13 protein-coding genes and 1 pseudogene are annotated in these 19,509 nt (G+C 28.2%); 7 read left to right on the top strand and 7 right to left on the bottom strand.

The genetic code is table 11. The features are described from left to right. Positions 1 to 34 precede the first annotated feature (34 nt). Together AXY43_RS21875 and AXY43_RS21880 are read right to left on the bottom strand one after the other, a co-directional pair. Positions 35 to 958 carry a hypothetical protein gene (locus tag AXY43_RS21875; RefSeq protein ID WP_077853960.1) on the bottom strand — a complete coding sequence of 308 codons (924 nt, stop codon included), beginning with the start codon at positions 956 to 958 and terminating at the stop codon, positions 35 to 37. Positions 959 to 1,095: 137 nt separating this feature from the next. Continuing rightward, the gene (locus AXY43_RS21880; RefSeq protein ID WP_011968670.1) at positions 1,096 to 1,503 is read right to left on the bottom strand and encodes a Fur family transcriptional regulator; all 408 of its coding nucleotides are present in this window, start codon (positions 1,501 to 1,503) and stop codon (positions 1,096 to 1,098) included. 413 nt (positions 1,504 to 1,916) lie between these two features. Here AXY43_RS21880 and AXY43_RS21885 point away from each other — a divergent pair, with 413 nt between their 5' ends. Beyond that, positions 1,917 to 2,243: a hypothetical protein gene (locus AXY43_RS21885; RefSeq protein ID WP_011968671.1), complete on the top strand. Its 327-nt coding sequence runs from the start codon at positions 1,917 to 1,919 to the stop codon at positions 2,241 to 2,243. A gap of 154 nt (positions 2,244 to 2,397) precedes the next feature. Beyond that, entirely contained in the window at positions 2,398 to 2,622 is a 225-nt protein-coding gene (locus tag AXY43_RS21890; RefSeq protein WP_023974246.1) for a hypothetical protein, read from the top strand. A 142-nt stretch (positions 2,623 to 2,764) separates the two neighbouring features. Here the strand turns inward: AXY43_RS21890 and AXY43_RS21895 are convergent, their stop codons facing one another. After that, positions 2,765 to 4,249 carry a nicotinate phosphoribosyltransferase gene (locus AXY43_RS21895; RefSeq protein WP_023974245.1) on the bottom strand — a complete coding sequence of 495 codons (1,485 nt, stop codon included), beginning with the start codon at positions 4,247 to 4,249 and terminating at the stop codon, positions 2,765 to 2,767. A gap of 298 nt (positions 4,250 to 4,547) precedes the next feature. Between AXY43_RS21895 and AXY43_RS21900 the strand changes: the two are divergent. After that, positions 4,548 to 6,562 (top strand): annotated as a pseudogene (locus AXY43_RS21900) (ATP-dependent helicase). A 94-nt stretch (positions 6,563 to 6,656) separates the two neighbouring features. On the opposite strand, the gene AXY43_RS21905 reads toward AXY43_RS21900, so the two are convergent. From AXY43_RS21905 to AXY43_RS21915, 3 genes are all read right to left on the bottom strand, one after another. After that, entirely contained in the window at positions 6,657 to 7,652 is a 996-nt protein-coding gene (locus AXY43_RS21905; protein ID WP_039772097.1) for an arabinose ABC transporter substrate-binding protein, read from the bottom strand. Between the two features lie 342 nt (positions 7,653 to 7,994). After that, on the bottom strand, positions 7,995 to 9,620 hold the full coding sequence (locus AXY43_RS21910) for a response regulator transcription factor (protein ID WP_105412145.1): 1,626 nt from the start codon (positions 9,618 to 9,620) through the stop codon (positions 7,995 to 7,997). Between the two features lie 59 nt (positions 9,621 to 9,679). Then, positions 9,680 to 11,419, bottom strand: a complete 1,740-nt coding sequence (locus AXY43_RS21915; protein ID WP_105412146.1) for a sensor histidine kinase — start codon at positions 11,417 to 11,419, stop codon at positions 9,680 to 9,682. Positions 11,420 to 11,869: 450 nt separating this feature from the next. On the opposite strand from AXY43_RS21915, the gene AXY43_RS21920 reads away from it, so the two are divergent. Then, positions 11,870 to 13,612 carry a solute:sodium symporter family transporter gene (locus AXY43_RS21920; protein ID WP_105412147.1) on the top strand — a complete coding sequence of 581 codons (1,743 nt, stop codon included), beginning with the start codon at positions 11,870 to 11,872 and terminating at the stop codon, positions 13,610 to 13,612. Between the two features lie 501 nt (positions 13,613 to 14,113). Here AXY43_RS21920 and AXY43_RS21925 read toward each other — a convergent pair. Then, on the bottom strand, positions 14,114 to 14,743 hold the full coding sequence (locus AXY43_RS21925) for a hypothetical protein (RefSeq protein ID WP_105412148.1): 630 nt from the start codon (positions 14,741 to 14,743) through the stop codon (positions 14,114 to 14,116). Between the two features lie 267 nt (positions 14,744 to 15,010). On the opposite strand from AXY43_RS21925, the gene AXY43_RS21930 reads away from it, so the two are divergent. The 3 genes from AXY43_RS21930 to AXY43_RS21940 all read left to right on the top strand — a co-directional run bounded on the left by AXY43_RS21930 (position 15,011) and on the right by AXY43_RS21940 (position 19,507). Further along, positions 15,011 to 17,104 (top strand): cell division protein FtsA, encoded by a 2,094-nt coding sequence (locus AXY43_RS21930; protein WP_105412149.1) that lies wholly within the window; start codon positions 15,011 to 15,013, stop codon positions 17,102 to 17,104. A gap of 153 nt (positions 17,105 to 17,257) precedes the next feature. Then, positions 17,258 to 18,439, top strand: coding sequence for a M20 metallopeptidase family protein (locus AXY43_RS21935; RefSeq protein ID WP_105412150.1), 1,182 nt, complete (start codon positions 17,258 to 17,260; stop codon positions 18,437 to 18,439). A 93-nt stretch (positions 18,440 to 18,532) separates the two neighbouring features. Further along, entirely contained in the window at positions 18,533 to 19,507 is a 975-nt protein-coding gene (locus AXY43_RS21940) for an RluA family pseudouridine synthase (protein ID WP_041895238.1), read from the top strand. Positions 19,508 to 19,509: the final 2 nt, after the last annotated feature.

Raw genomic sequence — 19,509 nt, forward strand, 5'->3', positions numbered from 1 at the left:
TCCCCCTTTAGGCCGCTAATGCGGCCTTTTATATTTATTTAGCTTTTTGTATACTATTTATTTTATAAGAAGAACCTTGCTTTTCAAAATCTATTAATAATATCAACTCACTTTTATTATTTGTACCTTTAAGATTGCTTTTTTCAAAAGATAGTCTCCACCTTATAGCTGAGGGCTCTAATGACTCAGTCCACTTATAATCATAAAAAAAGGCATTTTGAAAAGTATACGAATAATTATCTTTATCTAAACTCCAAAGTAAAGATAAATTCTCTTTGTCAATTGTAGAAGAGAAGATATCTGGAAGATCATCAACTACGTAAGGAAGCTCAACTAAATTAATAAAACTCGTTGCAGAATCTAATGAAGGAAGATTTGTATTATCCTTACTAGTATCTAAAATATCATTATTAATGAGCATAAAGCTATTTAATGAAGAAAGCCCTTCTGATGATGATATTGAATAACATTGAGGAGTCTTAGAATTTTTACAATCCAATATACCAAAAATATTATTATTACTTGAATAGAGCAAATTAAAGTTTTTTTTATTCCACTTAAATACATAAGACATAGACTTATCATTTTTAGAGCCAAGAAGTATAATTTCAGGAATATTATCTCTAGAAAGATTATGAAAATAAACTTTAGGCTCAAAATGAAGATTAGTCGTGAAAAGTGTTTTGTCACTAAGTTGATTGGAAAGATAATGATCATTATCAAAACAATTTATATTAAAATCAACCTTATTTTGTGAGCTTAATAATTGAAAAGTATCTTTTTTGCCATCACCTGTTAAGTCATATTGTGTATTTTGGGTAATGTTTATTGGAGATATAGTTTGTAAAGATTTAAACTTATTAGAAATAAAGTAAACCATACCTAAAATTAAAAATAATGCTGATATATATAGTACTGAGTTTACTAAAATCCTTTTCTTTAATATTATGATTTTCATTATGTATCACCTCAATAAATTATATGTTGATATAGTGATGCATATTAATAATATAAAAGCGACAAAATAAAAAAAGACCATAACTTCACGCAAAATATTTTTTGCCTAAGTTATGATCAGGATGAAAAAAATAACAATTATTTGCAGTTGCTACAATAACCATAAAAATAAACCTTATTTGAAACAATCTGATAATCAGTATGCTCTTTTGCCAAAGCATTAAGATTATCTAGAGATAGATCTTTAAAATCATCTACTCTTCCGCAACTTAAGCATTGTAAGTGAGGATGAGGTAATGAATTACCATCATATCTAAAGTTTCCTTCACCAACATTTATTTCTTGAATTAATCCTACATCAACTAATGTTTTTAATGCTTTATATACAGTAGCTAAACTCATAGTTGGATATTGGATATGAATATCAGAATAAATAACGTCTGCTGAAGGATGAGAAGTAGTATTAATTAAATAGTTATATACTGCAAGTCGTTGAGGAGTTAATTTTAGCTTTTTTTCTTTGAAAACTGAAGCTATTTGATCCATTTTAAAAACCTCACTTCTATTAGTTTTATGTATCGATTATAGCATAGAAATAAAGAAGGAGTCAACTAATTAATTAATACTATTTTTAAACAATTATTATTATTTAGAGAAATATTGTTAATAAAAATGCAAAGAAAAAGATTGAGTTTGCTTAATTTGAACATTTAATTATAAATAAACACGCAATTTCAATTAATTTTCTGATAATTGAATGAAAATATCAAAAATTTGTTGTACATTAAAGAAAAGTCTGTTAAAATATAACTAAGCAGAGTGTGTTAATTAATTAACATACTATAGTAATTATAATTACTATTTCTACAAAAAAATGATAATTTTTATTACAGACTTAATCAAAATCATTTAGCCTATGATAAAAATATAAATAGAAATTGATGAGGAGGCGTATTTTTGTGGGAAAATATAAAGTTGGGGACGAATTAATAATTGTAAATGATCCAAGCAAGGATAATGAGAAGTTAAAGGAATTAACAAAATTAACTGTTGATGGAGACTTCGCACAAATATCTTGGGGAATAAAAATATTAGAAGTAGAATATGACAAGCCATATGTGACATTAACTTATAAAAATGTTAAAGGCGAGAAAAATAAAGTTTTTTCTGAATGTAGAGACATAGAGAACTTTGATAAAGAAAAAGTTTTGGAAAAGGCATTACTTAGAGCATTCCAAAATGAACTTATAAATATATCAGTTGTTAAGAATATTTGTCAAATATAATTATAAAAATTAAGGAGCATTATAAAAAATGCTCCTTAATTTTACATAGAATTCCATTGTAAAATCTTTACTTTTAAGGGCGTTTGTAATATAATGAATTCATAAATTTATGAGATTTATAAATTATTAGGATGAGAAAAGGATGGCGGGTTTTATGAGTAGGTGTCCATTTTGGTCAACAACAAAAGAGAAAGTGGAGTGTTATAGTGAATGCCCTATAAAAAGTGAATCATTAAAAGGGCAAGATGATAAGCTTTGCATTTTTAATGAATGTAGTGAGTCAAGCAGTATCGATTTTAAGGAAATTATGAAAGAAGACTACGGTTTTCTAAATTTGCCTATATATGATGACGAAAAAAGAACAAATATTAACTATTAATGCTAAAGAAATATAGATTAGAATATATGAAAATATTCTAATCTATATTTTTATTGATAAAAGAAGTATATGTTTATTTGATCTATAAAAATATTATAATATTTATAGATAAGTTCGCGAATTAACTTAGTTTTGTAGAGTTTTACTCTTGTGCTTCATAAGAGTTTGTATATTTATGAAGAAGAGAATGTTTTAAAGACCATAAATTTTGTGATAAATCAACATAATAAGTATGAGGATTTTCAAATCTAAGTACTTCAGGCCACAGCTTATCAGTTTCAAGTTTTGAAAAATCTTTTATTTCTAAAACTGTAGGAGATTTATACACGCACTTTCCACTTTTGAATATTGGTGATTGAAGTTCTTTAGTGTAATAGTTCTTGATTTTTTTTCTCTTCCATGTATGAATAGGGTCGAATATTATTAATGGTTCATTCTCGTTAATGTTTTCATCTCTTAAAGTAATTAAATCCGCAATGGCCTTGTGAGAGTTTTTATCAAATATTCTTATTATCTTCTTAAAACCTGGATTTGTTATTTTTTCTTCATTTTCGCTTATTTTAATTTTAGGGATAATGTCATTATCACCTTCCAATGCAACTAATTTATAAACGCCGCCAAAAACTGGTTCTGACTTAGCAGTTATAAGTCGCTCACCAACTCCAAAAGAGTTTATACATGCACCTTGATCTAATACATCTTTTATAATATGCTCATCAAGAGAGTTAGAAACTACAATTCCACAATCTTCATATCCAGCTTCATCTAACATCTTTCTGCATTTTCTTGTTAGATAAGTAATATCGCCAGAATCTATTCTTATGCCACGAGGTCTCTTGCCAAGAGGTTTTAAAACTTCATTAAATACTTTTATTGCATTTGGAATTCCTGACTTTATGACATTGTAGGTATCAATAAGTAATACACAATCATCTGGATAAATTTCAGCCCAGGCTTTAAAAGCATCATATTCTGTATCGTATAATTGAACCCAACTATGAGCCATAGTTCCAACAGCAGGTATATTAAACATTCTGTCTGACATAGTGCAGGCTGTTGAACTACATCCACCTATAATAGCTGCTCTAGCACCATAAATTGCGCCGTCATAACCTTGAGCTCTTCTTGAACCAAATTCCATTACAGGACGCCCATCTGCTGCTCTACAAATTCTATTAGCTTTTGTAGCAATTAGTGTCTGATGATTTATTGTTAAAAGAATCATTGTTTCAAGGAATTGAGCCTGAATTACAGGGCCACGAACAGTTACAAGAGGTTCGTTTGGAAATACTGGGTTCCCTTCTGGAACAGCCCAAACATCGCAACTAAAATCGAAGTCCCTTAGATAGTCAAGAAATTCTTCGGAGAAGGCGTGTTTATCTCTTAGATAAGTAATGTCGTCATCAGTAAATTTTAAAGTGCTTAAATAATCAATTAATTGTTCAACTCCAGCCATTATACAGTATCCGCCATCATCGGGGATTCGCCTAAAGAACATATCAAAGTATGCTATTTTGTCTTTAAGTCCTTTACGGAAATAACCATTACCCATAGTCAATTCATAAAAATCAACTAACATCGTTAAATTTCGTTCATCCTTAACATTAAAACTAGATTTATTATCCATAATAATCTCCTTTAAAAAACATGTAAATAATTTTATTTTATAATTATCGTTTAATCCATTATAAATTAAAATGCATAAAACTATTGTACATCTATAAGAGTTTGATTACAATATAGTTGCTTATAACTTAAAATCAGACATATATTAATTTTTTGAATTTAAGTAGAAAATATTCAGTATTATGAGAGAAAATGAAATTCATATAGTAAATATGGAAAGAATTTAAAATATGTAAGTCTTATATAAAGAAATTCATAAATGCTGAAATGTAAATAGGAATGAAAGAAGGAGCATTACAGTGGGGTACGATCTTGATAAATATCAGATGGATGCAGTAAAGGCAGAAGAAAAAAATGTCTTGATAGTTGCAGCACCTGGATCTGGAAAAACTACGGTTATAATAAATAGAGTTGATTATCTAGTAAAGCATAAAAGAGTAGCTAATGGAAATATAATAGTAATTACATTTACAAAAGCTGCAGCGCAGAATATGAAGAATAGATATGTATCTAAATTCAATACGAACAGTTCGCCTTTTTTTGGGACATTCCATGGCTTATTTTATAAGATACTTTTGAGATGTGGAAGAAATATCGACATAGTTGATGGGGCCGTTGTTCACAAAATAGTTAGTAATATTTTAGGTAAGTACTTTGATGAAGTTAATGAAGATAAAATTAAAGAAGCAATAAATAACATTTCTTTGTATAAAACTTCAAGAGTTCCTCTAAATGAATTTAAGCCATCAATTGCAAAAGAAATTTTTGAAGAAGCATTAGAAAAATATGAAGAATATAAAAAAGAACACAACAAAAGAGATTTTGACGATCTAGCTATAGAAGTATTAGAATTGCTAAAGAATGATAAGAATATGTTGTTGTCTTATAGGAAATTATTCAAGTATGTTTTAGTTGATGAGTTTCAAGATTGTGATGAAATGCAAATAGATTTTTTAAGGTTAATAAATGATGGGGAAGATAATAATCTTTTTGCAGTGGGAGATGAAGATCAATGTATTTATTCTTTTAGAGGGTCAAAGCCAGAGTATATGGTTAACTTTGATAAAATATTTATGGGTGGGAAAAAATATTATTTATCTATAAATTATAGAAGCAGAATGAATATAGTTGATAAATCAAAAACTGTAATAGCGTATAATGAAAAGCGAAATAATAAAGAAATAAAATGGAATAAAGAGTGTGATGGCATTGTTAAGTGGTTTAATCCATATAATGAAAAGATGCAGGCTGAAAGTTTGACTGATATAGTTATAAATAATAAAACTTTAGGAATTAATTATGAAGATAATGCAGTATTGTATAGAACCAATATAGAGTCTATGTCTGTTATTGATGTATTAACTAAAAGAAAGATCCCATTTACACTGCTTGATAGAGAATATAATTTTTTTGAGCATTTTATTTGCAGGGATTTAATATCATATTTAAGATTAAGTGTAAATGAATTTGATAGAAATAGCTTCTTGCAAATAATAAATAGGCCTTTCAGATATATAAGTAAGGGGAATTTATTTTATATAAAAAATTATGATAGAGAAGAGAGTCCATTTACTATAATTATTAGCAAAGAAGATACACCACCATTTCAAAAGAAAAAGCTTGATGAGTTAAGAAAAGATATAAACTATTTAAATAAGATATCTTTATCATCAGCAATTGCATATATAGTAATGGATTTAGGATATAGAGATTATCTTCAGGAATATGCTAATAAATTTAATCAAAGTTTTGAGGATTTAGAAGATTAATAGAAGAATTTAAATTATCAGCAGAAGGATATAAAACTATATTTGAATTTCTAGAACATATAGAGGAAGTAAAACAAAGTATAGAGGAAAGTAAAAGAAAAACTAAGAGAGAAGGAGTTATCTTAAGTACTATACATGGAGTAAAAGGAATGGAATTTAAGAATGTCTATGTTATAAATTGTGTAGAGGAAACTATACCTCATGCATCAAGTATAAAGGAAAATATTGAGGAAGAACGAAGATTATTTTATGTTGGAATAACTAGGGCGATAGATAACCTGTATCTATTTTCTCCAAGGAGCAGGAAAGGTCAATTTAAGGATGTTTCGAGGTTTGTTGTAGAAGGAAAATTAAATGATATGCCTGTTGACACTTATGGATACGAGATTGGAAATAAAGTAGCACATAGAACTTATGGTGTTGGAGAGATTACTGGATTTGATGAAAATGACAAAGATAAGATTAAATTGAAGTTTGATGATGGACTTTTTAGGAGTTTTTCCTTGAAAATTTTGGTTGATAACAATTTGATATCAAAATGTTAAATTAAAAAGATAATAATTAAATTTAAGTTGGTGGAACTCCATTCATGTAACAGTTGAGAAATTATTATGTGAATGGAGTTATTTTATTGTTAAATTATTTGATCACAAGACTTTTATAATTATCCTTTGTAATCACTTTATCTTTTACCAAATATTTATCAGGAATATTTTTATTAAGCAAAAGGTTCTCCATAAGTTCCTGAGCTGCAATTTCTCCAACTTCTGTAGCACTTATGTATGCAGACGCTATAAGAGGAGAGTTTTCTTTTTGAAATTCATCCTTTGCTACATATCCACCTACCCCTACAGCAACAGCATTTTCTGCAAGACCAGATTGATCCAGTGCTTTTATTGCACCAATGGTGCCAGCTTCATTTGCAGACATGACAAACCAATTCTTTATATTTTTATTAGACGTTATAGTTGATGCGGCAGAATAAAAACTTTTTTCTGATTGTCCATTATATTCGGCTTGAAAAATATTTTCTCTTGGAAAGCTTGGAAGTCTATCTTTAAATGTTTCTAACTGTCCTTCAGTTCTAGGTATGCAGCTAGATACAGAATCCATTGACATAAGCAGAAGTCCTGAAGAATTAGGATCACTTAATTTATTATTCTTTTCTAAATAATCTACCATGAGACTAGTCATATCCCTTCCAATTTGATTAGAATCTATTCCGACAAATGGTGCAATATAATTACCTTCATCATCAGTAAGCGGATCGTCGCAGGCTATAACAGCAATATTTGATTTCTTACATCTATCTATAGTGATTTTACTTAATTTTTGATCAGGAACGCATATTAATATACCATCTACTTTTTGAGTAATTAAATTATCCAAAGCAGATAAATACACATCAGGATTCATTTTAGCATCTATAGTAATTACATCTTTAGCCCCCATAGCTAAAGCCTTATTTTTAGCAGCCTCACTTTCTTCCTGAAACCAAGCTTCATCTAAAGTTTTGTAAATAACGGCAATAACTAAATCAGATTTTTTGGAACTCTGTTTAGAAGTTGTAGTATCACAAGAGAAAGCAAAACTAGATAAAATTATTATTGCAGCTAAAAGTATTTTCTTATTCATGTAAATATAAATTCCTTTCAAAATTGTTAAAATATATATTTGGAGTAGTTATAAATTAACTAAATCACTATATTAGAAATAGGTAATATATAGTATAGATGAACATGTTTAATAAATCTTAAGTGGATATCTTAACTAGAAATCAGAAATATTTTTGTGTAGTAGGCATTTGAAAATGAGCTGTTAAAGGTTATTAGTTGTAGGTTGTTCCAATTTAGCTTGTCACTACTTTTAGTGGGAGCATGCTAAATTGGGTGCAACCTGCAACTTAGAACCTTTCAGCGCAATTTTCATAGTCCTACGTAACAAAAATATTTCTGATTTCGGTAAGTCATCACCCAACTATAGATTTTTAAAATAAGAGTCTCTGAATTGGTTCGGAGTGATACCTGTAACTTTTTTAAATAAAATACTAAATTGTTGAGGACTATTAAATCCAAGTTTGTCTGATATTTCATAAAGCTTATAGTTAGTTGATAAAATTATTTCTTTAGATTTGTCAATTCTAGCTTTTAAAATATACTGCGTAACATTTTCACCTGTTTCTTCTTTAAAGATTCTGCATAAATAAACTTTATGGACATTAATGTTTTCTGCTATATCTGTTAGACTAAGAGATTGATTAAAGAGATTTTTGTTTATGTAATCTATGGAATCAGCAACCTTTTTACTATATTTATTTTTAAAAGAGTTATTAAAATTAATATTTATTATTTTAGTAAAGATATCAATAAACCATCCGCTCATTTCTTCAACGGTTTCTTTTGTTGATAATATTTCTATAGGTAGGTATGAAGTTGAAAAAATATCTTCATAAGCTATAGAATATCTATTACAGGTTCTTACTACTAAATCTAGGAGTGAGGAGTTTATATAATTTAGATAATTAAACTGCATAAATCCTCGTATATCTTTATCATATAAGTGAGTTAACTCTGATTTTAAGTTTTCAATATTATTTTGTTCAATAGCTATATTAATGGCATTAATTCTTTTTGCTAAAGTATCAGTATCTAAATCTAAATTTTTTACAAAGGTATTATTTAAAATTATAGTATCATTGCCTAGGAATACCTTCATTTTAGAAAGTTTAAATGCTTCATCAAAGTATTTCTTTATTTTAAATGGCTTTTTAAATGTTGAGCTCACACTTATTGTTAAGCTGATATTATGCATGAGGGAAATCCTTTTTCTTATTTCCTGCGCTAAATAATAACACTCATTTATTATATCCGCTTCACTAATGGTTGGCGACAAGCGTACAATAGCTGTGAATTCTCCATTTTCACTATAAAAACATTCACCAATATTGAGTTCTTCGATGGTTTCAGAAACATTTTTTATTATTTCATTAAGGGTATTTGTATAGAAATTCTCATCTTCTATATATTTAAAAAAGTTATCTATCTGGATAAGGAAAAGAACAAAAAGTTTTCCGTTTAGATTAAGGTTAAGGTTTTCAATAAGGTTATAACAATCGTCTTGACTTATATCATTAAATATAAGCTTTCTTAGTGCAATATCCTTATTTTCCTTTAGGAAATTTAAAAGTTTATGTTCTTTTTTTATTTCACTCTTTTTTATAGTTATATTATCAAGATCAGTTTTAGTTTTTGCTAATATTCCATATAGATCATTAGGTGTTATTAAATCTTTTATCAAGTAGTCTGTTACGCCCATTTTCATAGCTCTTTGCGCATACGTAAAGTCCTCATAGCAGCTTAATATTAAAAATTTTTGAGATTTATTTATTTTCTGTACTTCTTCTATTAAATCTAAACCATCTATAATAGGCATTTGTATATCTGTAATAATAAGATCTGGTTTTATATCAGTATATTTGTCCAGTGCGTCTTTACCATTTGAAGCGCTATATACTATTCTAAAATCAGTGTCTTCCCAATTTATGATGCACAAGAGAATTTCTCGTGCAGGTATTTCATCGTCTACAATCATTACTTTATACATGCTATTTGCCTCCTTTTTTAGAATTAAGGCACACTGACTTGTTATTTCCCGAATGTGCTCTAGTAAATGTATGGAATATTGAATTCTATACAAGTTCCAATTCCTGTTTTGCTATATACTTTTAAGTCATATTCGCTTCCAAAATATAGTCTGAGTCTTTCGCTTATGTTATCTAGGCTTATACCATTAAAGCCTTTGTGAGTTGATTTTCTCTTACTAATTCCTACGCCATCATCGATAACTTTTATTTTTATAAAATCTTTTTGTGGCAATATATCTATTTTTATAGTCCCAGCACAACCTTTAGGTACTATTCCATGATAAAGAGAATTTTCAATAAGTGGCTGAAGAATAAGTTTGGGCACTAAACAGTTATTCAATTCTTCAGGAATATTACATACTAGTTTAACTATATCTCCATATCTATACTTCTGTATCTTCAGATAATTTTGAGTGCATGTAAGTTCATCTTTTAACGTTATAAGCTTTTTACTTGTTGATATGCTTTGTCTTAGCAGACCATTAAATGATTGAATAAGTTCTCTTATTTCATTTTGATTATTTTTTATAGCCAAATAGTTTATTGTATTTAGTGTATTATGTATAAAATGAGGATTTATCTGTGATTGCAGTAAATCCAGTTGGGTTTTCATGGATTCAACTTCAAGCTTTTTGTTTTCCTCTTCTTCCTTATAGATTTGTTCAATTAGATTTTTTATATTGTAAATCATTTTATTAAAACTAATTATAAGATACTTAAGTTCGTCTTCGGTTTTGGATTCTAGTTTGTCTGGCCATTCTCCATTTTCAAACTTATTCATTGCTTTTGTAATATCATATATAGGATCTGTAATTTTCTTTGAAGTAAAGTGGCTGATAAAAAGCACAACTGCAATACTAAAAATACCAATACAATAAATTAACCATCGAATAGAATCAAGGTTTCTGGTTAAAGAGTCCAAAGATATTAATCCAATGACTCTCCATTCTGGATATGCTTCTATAACACTATTAAATTCCATATACTTTATGTTATTAACATTTACAGTATCATTATTAACTTTTTCAAGCATTATATTATCATAATCAATATTTCCTATTTTATAAATCAGATTACCATCTTTATCAACAATAAAAGTGCTATCAAAGACTCCATGGCAGTAATCATCTATGTTCATAAATAAATTCTTCTTCTTTATATTGAGCATAAGGTAGCCGATAAGGGAATAGTTTTCTTTATCCAAATACCTAGAAAAATAAGTTATAGTTGTTCTTTTTTCATAGTCGGCATTCTCATAATTAAATGGGAAAGTATTAGGAGAAGAAAATTTATTTGAATATCCACTTTCAATAAAGTTGTCCAATTCTTTATTTCCATAAATTAATTCACTATAAGGATATTGTGAATAAAGAGGATCCATTATTTTTTTATCTGTTGTTAAAGGAATTATAGAAATTATATAGTTACTCCATTTACAATATTCTGAAAGAGTATTAAAAAATTCTGTATTAGTTTCTGGAGTTGCAGAGTTATTTCTATTAACTTTAGACATATAATCATAAATATTTTTATCATTTTCAATCATATAAGAATCATGTCTTATAGAATCTAAATTTTCATTAAGGATTTTAGAAATTACAGTTATTTTCTCAGTAGCAACGTTATTATATTGTTTAATTATTTCTTTAGAAAAAATAGAACTTATAGAGGACGTAACAGCTAAAGTTAATCCAAGTATTATAATTGAAAAATATATAGTTATTCGATTTCTTATCTTTGTGATTTTTTTTACCTTCATTGATCATCACCATAGGAAATTATAGCACTAAGAGTATAGGAATTCTAGTGAAGGTATGTACTTAATAGTGGATTTAAATTTATGTACTGGCTAATTATAAATTAAAGATGTGGTGTAGAATATATCTTAAATTAAAAATGATGAATATTTTTAATTGAGTGCTGTATGGAAATCGGAGTAAAGAAATGTTTATTATTTTTTAAAACCAACTATGAAAGAGGGATATATAAAATTTATTTTTAATTAAGTTAATATTTTATAAGAAAAGTTAATAAATAAGATTTTTATAATGGAACGATTTCAATATAATGTGATTAACGATTACAGAAAACAATAACATACTGTAGTTTACGGAAATATGAACAGTTTATATTTAGAGTACTTATTAAAATCAATTGTGGAATTCTATGTGAGATGTAAACGTTCGTAATTTTAAAGGAGGAAAAAAGCATGTTAACCGTTATTTCATTTTTATTTTGTATCGTATTAGTAGCAATAATTACGTATCGTAAGCTAAAGGGGCAAAAAAATAATTCAAAAGATTCTTATTTCTTAGGTGGACGTAGTTTGACAGGTGGTGTGATAGGGGCATCTTTATTACTTACAAATTTAAGTGCATCTAATTTTGTAGGTATGAGTGCTCAAGCTTACTCAAGCAATATGAGTGTTATGGGCTGGGAAGTTGGCTCTGGTATTACTCTTGTAATTGTAGCTTTATTTTTACTTCCAAGATATTTAAAACAAGGGGTTACAACTGTGCCTGATTTTCTTGAAGAACGTTTCGATTCAGGTGTTAAAAAGATAGTTTCAATATTATTTTTATTAGGTTATGTTTCGAATCTACTTCCAATAACTCTTTATTCTGGTGCTATTGCATTGGCTCAAATATTTAACGTGCAAGAAATGTTTGGTATAAGCTATACAGCTAGCATTTGGATTATGGTTTGGATTATCGGTATAATAGGATTTATTTATGCTATACTTGGTGGATTAAAAGCAGTTGCAGTATCAGACACATTAAATGGTATAGGATTAGCTATTGGAGGATTAATAGTACCTATATTTGGAATAATATATTTTGGTCATGGAAGCTTTTCAACAGGATTATCAGATATATTAGTTAATCATTCAGATAAATTCAATGCTATAGGAACATCACAAGATCCTATACCTTTTGGAACTTTATTTACAGGAATGCTTTTAGTTAATCTTTATTATTGGGGAACTGATCAAGCAATCATTCAAAGAGCATTAGCAGCTAAAAATTTAGCAGAAGGGCAAAAGGGAATAATTTTTGCAGGACTTTTAAAAGTATTAACACCATTAATAGTTATAGTACCAGGAATAGTAGCTTTTCATATATATGGAGCAGGTGTTGAAAATCCAGACTTATTATATTCAAGACTAGTAAACGATGTATTACCAAAACCTTTAATTGGTTTCTTTGCAGCAGCTATGTTTGGATCAGTATTAAGTGTGTTTAATGGAGTGTTAAATAGTGCGTCAACCTTATTTGCATTAAATGTATATAGTCCTGTATTTGGAAAAGGAAAGTCTGATAAGGAAATAATATCAAAGGGTAAGATATTTGGACTTGTGTTAGCTATAATTTCAATGACTATAGCACCATTTATAATGTATGCACCACAAGGATTATTCCAATACTTGCAAACAGTAAATGGTTTCTTCAATGTGCCTATATTCACAATAGTTTTTATAGGTTATGTAACAAAAAAGGTACCGGCTATGGCAGCAAAAATATCAATAATATTTTTTGTATTAACTTATGGAACACTTCAATTAATAATAAAACCAGAAATGCATTTCCTTCATCAATTAGGAATCTTATTTGTAATCACATGTATGATTATGCTAATTATTGGTAAAATAAAACCAAGAGAAAAGGAATATGTGTTAAAAGACAATAAAGTAGTAGATATTAAGCCATGGAAATATCGTTATGAAGCTTGTGGAGTAGTATTATTCTTGATGGTATCAATGTATGTTGTTTGCTCAAAATTAGGATTTGCCAGTGGAAATGGAATAGGAATTAGAACATTGGTACCTATAGCTGTAATTGCAGTAGTAATGTATGGATTAGTGAAAGTAGTCAAGGCAAGAGGTCTAAGAAAGAAAGCGGGAGATAATGCAGAGTTAGTTTCAAGAAATTCAGTAGAGAAATTGGATTTTTAACTAAAAAGTCATTAGGGATTTAGTATAGGTGAACATATTTAATCCTAATTATGTATAAGCAGAAATCATACTTAAATAATGATTTAGTAAGTCGATAAAGTTAGTATTATTATATGAGTTTCTGCATAATATATTATACCCATATAATTTTAAACATCTCTTCAGATAAAATCTCCCACCTTATTTATTTAAGGGGGAGATTTTAGACTTTTCATTAACACTTTATTTAGAACAATAAATGTTGCGAATTAAATGATTAATGTTCTCATATAATATTAACATCCTTTTAATATTTATTTTCTTTTAACATTGCTTAGCTCCTTTATGGGAGCTTTGTATTTATTATAATAAAAGCACAAAAGCTAGAAAGTTAAGTACTTTCTAGCTTTTATATATGTTGTAATAATAAACTTACATTTAAAATTCTAATAATCCAAGTGCTTAATTTAAATAATAATGTAGGGATTAAATTGTAGTATATATACATTCTAAAATATTAAATTATTTACGTCTTATAAATATAAACAAATCATACTTTTTTGAAAGTATGGAGTATGAAAGAAAGCTAATAACACCAGTTACTAATGTTAATACTAAACTATCAAGAAATGGAAAGGTGACAGCTAAAGAAGGAATTTTAGTCTTTAGAAAAGACATAATCATAAATGGAATTAACACAATTCCAAAGATTAATAAGGAGCGAAGCTTAGAACTGGATGTTTCCTTATGTCTTAAAATAGTATTTGAGATGAAATACCCTATAGATATTAGAATACAAGTAATTAAGGTGCTCATTAATACTCCTTTTTCAAATAAAACATCTAGTAAAGTAAAGAAAAAAACTAGTATTGAAAAAGTAAATATTCCTTCAAGTACTTGTTGAATAGCAGACACTGAAGAATTATATTCATAAATTAACTTATTACAAAACTTATCCAGATCTTTGTTGCATTCTAATTTTTTTGTTGGAACCTTCTGATTTTGAGCTGTAAATACAATATCAAAAATTTGTTTTTCTATATTTCTTGGTAATAAAAGGCTAAAGTTATGTTGCATCAAACATGCTTGTATAGCATGATAGGTGTCTAAGTAGTTATTTTTTAATAAAGATATATTAGGTCTACTTTGCATGTTATCCCCCTCTTAAAAACTAATTATTTTAATTTGGTATACATTTATTTCTATAAGTTAATCATTTTAATGTACTAAAATCACGGCAATTACACCTTCTACCATTTTAGCAGAGGGAAGTTAATAAGTAAATAAGTTGAAGTAATGCAAAATTGTGAACAAATATTTTAAGTCATTGTATGTAATTGGCTTATAATATATAATTTATAGTATATTTATGCAGGAGTTAAAAATATAAATAAAACAATAAAGGTTGGTTGTGTTTATATGGAATTAAAAAGATTTAATCAAAAGGATATAATTTTTGCCTTAGATATAGGAACTAGATCAATTATAGGTACAGTAGGAATAGTAAAAGATAAGAAGTTCCAAGTTGTATGTGAGAAATATTTAGAGCATGAAGAAAGAGCCATGGTGGATGGGCAAATACACGATATTAATTTAGTGGCGTCTGTTGTTCAAAAAGTTAAGAATTATCTCGAAGATGAACTTGAAATACAGCTAAATGAAGTATCTATTGCGGCGGCAGGTAGATTTTTAAGAACTATTGATGTAAGAGCAGATATTGAGCTTAATGATGATGAAGAAGTTAATAAAGAAATCATAAGAAGTCTTGAATTGAGTGCTGTAAAAAAGGCAGAGGAGCAGATAGCTTCTACAACTGAAGGAAAACTATATTGTGTTGGATATTCAGTTAGAAATTTCTACTTAAATGGATTTTTAATATCTAATTTATTAGGGCATAAGGGAGAAAATATAGGTGCAGAAGTTATAGCAACTTTTTTACCTAGATCTGTAATTGATTCACTTTATGCAGTAATGAATAGGGTTAATTTAAAGGTTGTAAATTTGACTTTAGAGCCGATAGCTGCTATGGAAGCTGCTATACCTAAAAACTTAAGACTGCTTAATATCGCGCTTGTAGATATAGGAGCTGGAACTTCGGATATAGCCATAAGTTCTAAAGAAAGTATATCTGCATATGGAATGGTTCCAATGGCTGGAGATGAGATTACAGAAACTATTGTTCAAGAATATTTAGTAGACTTTAATACTGCTGAAAATATAAAAAGATCTATAGTAAAAGAAGAAGAAATAAAATATATTGATGTTCTGGGTATGGAAAATATAATATCATCAGAAAGTGTATACAAACTAATTGATTCTATTGTTATTAAGACTGGAGAAGAAATATCTAAAAAGATTTTAGAATTAAATGGGGGCAAGGCTCCAAGTGCTGTATTTTTAGTAGGAGGTGGAGCTCATACACCCGGAATTTTAGAGGCTATTGCTGATAAATTAAAATTACCCCCTCAAAGAATAGCTATTAAAGATAGGCAGGCAGTGATAGAGTGTGTTTCAGATAATGATATGGGATCATCAGGTGTAACTGTTTTAGGAATAGCTTTAACAGCAATACGTAGTATGGGTAATGATTTCATTGATGTTATTTTAAATAATGATCCAATTAGTTTATTTAACTCCCATAAACATACTATAATGGATGTATTACTTCAGGCAGGAATAAATCCATCGCTACTTATAAGTAAAAATGGTAAAAGTGTCAGGTTTAACTATAATGGATGTAAAAGAATTGTTTTTGGTGAATATGGAACTAATGCAAAGATCACGATAAATGGAGAGGAAGCAACTCTTGAAACAGAAGTTAAAGCAAATGACAATATAATACTAGAATACGCACAGAATGGAAAAGATGCATCACCTAAATTATCAGAAAATATAAGAAACATAAATTCAGTTTCTATTTATTTAGATGATAATATTATTAATATAGAACCTGTAACGCTTGTTAATGAGAAAAGAGAAGAGTTAGATTATATAATAAAAAATGGTGATGAAATAAGAGTATTCTTACCATGTAAAGTTAATGAATTTAAGAAGTATATATTAAAAGAAGAGGTAATATTACTAAAAGGTGGAGAATACTTAGAAGATAATTATGAAATTTTAGAAGGTGATCACATTGTAATTAAAGCAATGGATTCACATATAGGACATGAAGAGGCTGCTAAGGTAAATGATAAGGAAGATTATGTAGATGTGATAGAAAGCGAAAATATAGAAAGTTGCAATGAAGAGAGTGAAAATATTAATTCAGATAAAATCGAAATAGCAATTAGTAGAGAAGAGTTTAGAAATATAACAGTTAATATCAATGGAGAAAATGTAGTATTGAAAGGAAAAGTTCAATATCTAATAGTAGATATATTTGAATATATAGATTTTGACTTAACAGTTCCAAAAGGAATAATTAACTTGAATTTAAACGGGGAAAAGGCACCATACACAGCAAATATAAAAGATGGAGATATAATAGAAGTTTTTTGGAGTGATAATTAAAGTTTATTATTTCTTAGAGCTAATATTTTGAATTTAGGCATATTCAAAATTAAAATAAGTCCATATACGAATTTATTTTGTACAATTGGCATATTGTCTTCTTTAAATATGCTTAAAAATCTAATTATTATTAAATATGGAGGGATTAGAGAAATGATAGATTTTAAAAAAGAAGCTAATCTGATAAAAGATGAACTTATAAAAATAAGAAGGGATTTACATGAACATCCAGAACTTGGATTTGAAGAGGTTAGAACATCTAAAGTAATCAAGGATTTTTTAGAATCTAATAATATTCCTTATATTCAAGTAGCCAAAACAGGCGTATGTGGAATTATAAAAGGTACAAAAGAAGGAAATAATAAAACTATAGCCTTAAGAGGAGATATTGATGCACTTCCTATTAAGGATATGAAAACTTGTGAATTTAAATCAAAAATTGATGGAAGAATGCACGCCTGTGGACATGATGCTCATACAACAATACTCATGGGAGCAGCAAAGTTATTAAATAATAATAAAGATAAGTTTTCCGGTACAGTAAAGTTATTATTTGAACCTGCTGAAGAAACTACTGGTGGAGCTACGCCTATGATAAACGAGGGAGTTTTGGATAATCCAAGAGTTGATTGCGTTATTGGACTTCACGTTGATGAGGAAACAAAATGTGGCACTATAAAAATAAAAAAAGGTGTAGTTAATGCAGCTTCAAATCCGTTTAGTATAAAGATAACAGGTCAAGGCGGTCATGGAGCATCACCTCATACTACTGTTGATCCTATTGTTATTGCTAGTCATATTGTAGTAGCACTTCAAACAATAGTAAGCAGAGAAATATCACCAGTTAATCCGATTGTTATAACTGTTGGTACATTACATGCAGGAACTGCTCAGAATATTATTCCAGGAGAAGCTACTTTAAGTGGGATGATTAGGACAATGACAAAAGAAGATAGAGCATTTGCAATAAAAAGATTAAATGAAATTGTAAATGGGATTGCAGTTATGTCAAGAGCTAAAGCAGAAATAAAAATAGAAGAAAGTTATCCTTGCTTATACAATGATGATACGTTTGTAGATTTAATAAGTGATAGTGCAAATGAAATTTTAGGAAAAGAAAATGTTTTAGAACAAAAAGCGCCTAAAATGGGAGTTGAAAGTTTTGCTTATTTTGCAAATGAAAGACCAAGCGCATTTTATTTTTTAGGTTCAGGAAATAAAGAAAAGAATACTACTGAGCCAGCACATAGTAATTTGTTTAATATAGATGAGGATTGTCTTCCAATTGGAGTTTCTATTCAAGCTTTGGCAGCATTTAATTATTTAACAAAGTAATAGTATTATTTTGCAATTTTATGTAAAATAAATTGACAATATGTTTAAAAAACTAGATAATGCTAAGGGTAATAAATTTAGGAGTGATTATATTTGAAAATAGAAATAGGTCCAAACGAGGCAGGTCAGAGATTAGATAAATTTTTAAGAAAATTATTAAAAGATGTGCCATTAAGCGCAATTTTTAAAGCTTTAAGAAAAAAAGATATAAGGGTTAATGGAAAAAAAGAAAATGAGAAATACTTCTTACAAGAAGGCGATGTAGTAGAAATAAAATACATACAAAGTAACAAAGAAGATAAAAAAGAAAAGTTTATTAAAGTTGATCCTAAAAGAATCAAGATTGCATATGAAGATGAAAATGTAGTAGTAATTGAAAAATGGCCAGATGTATTAGTTCATTCAGATAGCAATAATAGTGAAGAACCAACTCTTACAGATTATGTTCTTTCTTATTTAAATGACAAGGGTGACTATATTCCAGAAAACGAAATAACATTTACACCAGCAGCATGCAATAGATTAGATAGAAATACTTCAGGAATGGTCATGTTCGGAAAGACTTTCGAAGGTTTAAAAGCCATAAATGAAGCTATTAGAGAAGACGAAATAAGAAAATATTATTACGCTTTAGCAAAAGGAAAAATAAGAGCTGGACTTTATGAGGCGTACATATTAAAGAATCCTGAAACTAACACATCTAAGATATACGACACTGAGGTTAAGAACTCAAAAAAAATATCAATGGAAATAAGTATAGTGGAAAGCAATGGTGCATATTCACTTTTAGAAATACACTTAATTACAGGAAGAAGTCATCAAATTAGAGCACATTTAGCACATTTAGGAAACCCTATAATTGGAGATAATAAATATGGAGATAAGAAATTAAATTCATTTTTTGAAAGTAAATATGGTCTAAATTTTCAGTATTTATATGCTTATAAGTTGAATTTTAGAAAAATTAATGGAAAGTTAGAATATCTAAAAAACAAGACTATAGCATCGGCATTACCTCCAATATTTAAAAAAATAAAGCAAGATGTATTTAAGTTCTCACTTAGATAGGA

This window comes from Clostridium sp. MF28 (genome assembly GCF_002969175.1).
GTDB classification, from domain to species: domain Bacteria; phylum Bacillota; class Clostridia; order Clostridiales; family Clostridiaceae; genus Clostridium; species Clostridium beijerinckii.

Bases quoted from the DNA above. Each gene is read 5' to 3' on its own strand.
- AXY43_RS21875 (WP_077853960.1), bottom strand. From the start codon at position 958: ATGAAAATCATAATATTAAAGAAAAGGATTTTAGTAAACTCAGTACTA.
- AXY43_RS21880 (WP_011968670.1), bottom strand. From the start codon at position 1,503: ATGGATCAAATAGCTTCAGTTTTCAAAGAAAAAAAGCTAAAATTAACT.
- AXY43_RS21890 (WP_023974246.1), top strand. From the start codon at position 2,398: ATGAGTAGGTGTCCATTTTGGTCAACAACAAAAGAGAAAGTGGAGTGT.
- AXY43_RS21895 (WP_023974245.1), bottom strand. From the start codon at position 4,249: ATGGATAATAAATCTAGTTTTAATGTTAAGGATGAACGAAATTTAACG.
- AXY43_RS21905 (WP_039772097.1), bottom strand. From the start codon at position 7,652: ATGAATAAGAAAATACTTTTAGCTGCAATAATAATTTTATCTAGTTTT.
- AXY43_RS21910 (WP_105412145.1), bottom strand. From the start codon at position 9,620: ATGTATAAAGTAATGATTGTAGACGATGAAATACCTGCACGAGAAATT.
- AXY43_RS21915 (WP_105412146.1), bottom strand. From the start codon at position 11,419: ATGAAGGTAAAAAAAATCACAAAGATAAGAAATCGAATAACTATATAT.
- AXY43_RS21920 (WP_105412147.1), top strand. From the start codon at position 11,870: ATGTTAACCGTTATTTCATTTTTATTTTGTATCGTATTAGTAGCAATA.
- AXY43_RS21925 (WP_105412148.1), bottom strand. From the start codon at position 14,743: ATGCAAAGTAGACCTAATATATCTTTATTAAAAAATAACTACTTAGAC.
- AXY43_RS21930 (WP_105412149.1), top strand. From the start codon at position 15,011: ATGGAATTAAAAAGATTTAATCAAAAGGATATAATTTTTGCCTTAGAT.
- AXY43_RS21935 (WP_105412150.1), top strand. From the start codon at position 17,258: ATGATAGATTTTAAAAAAGAAGCTAATCTGATAAAAGATGAACTTATA.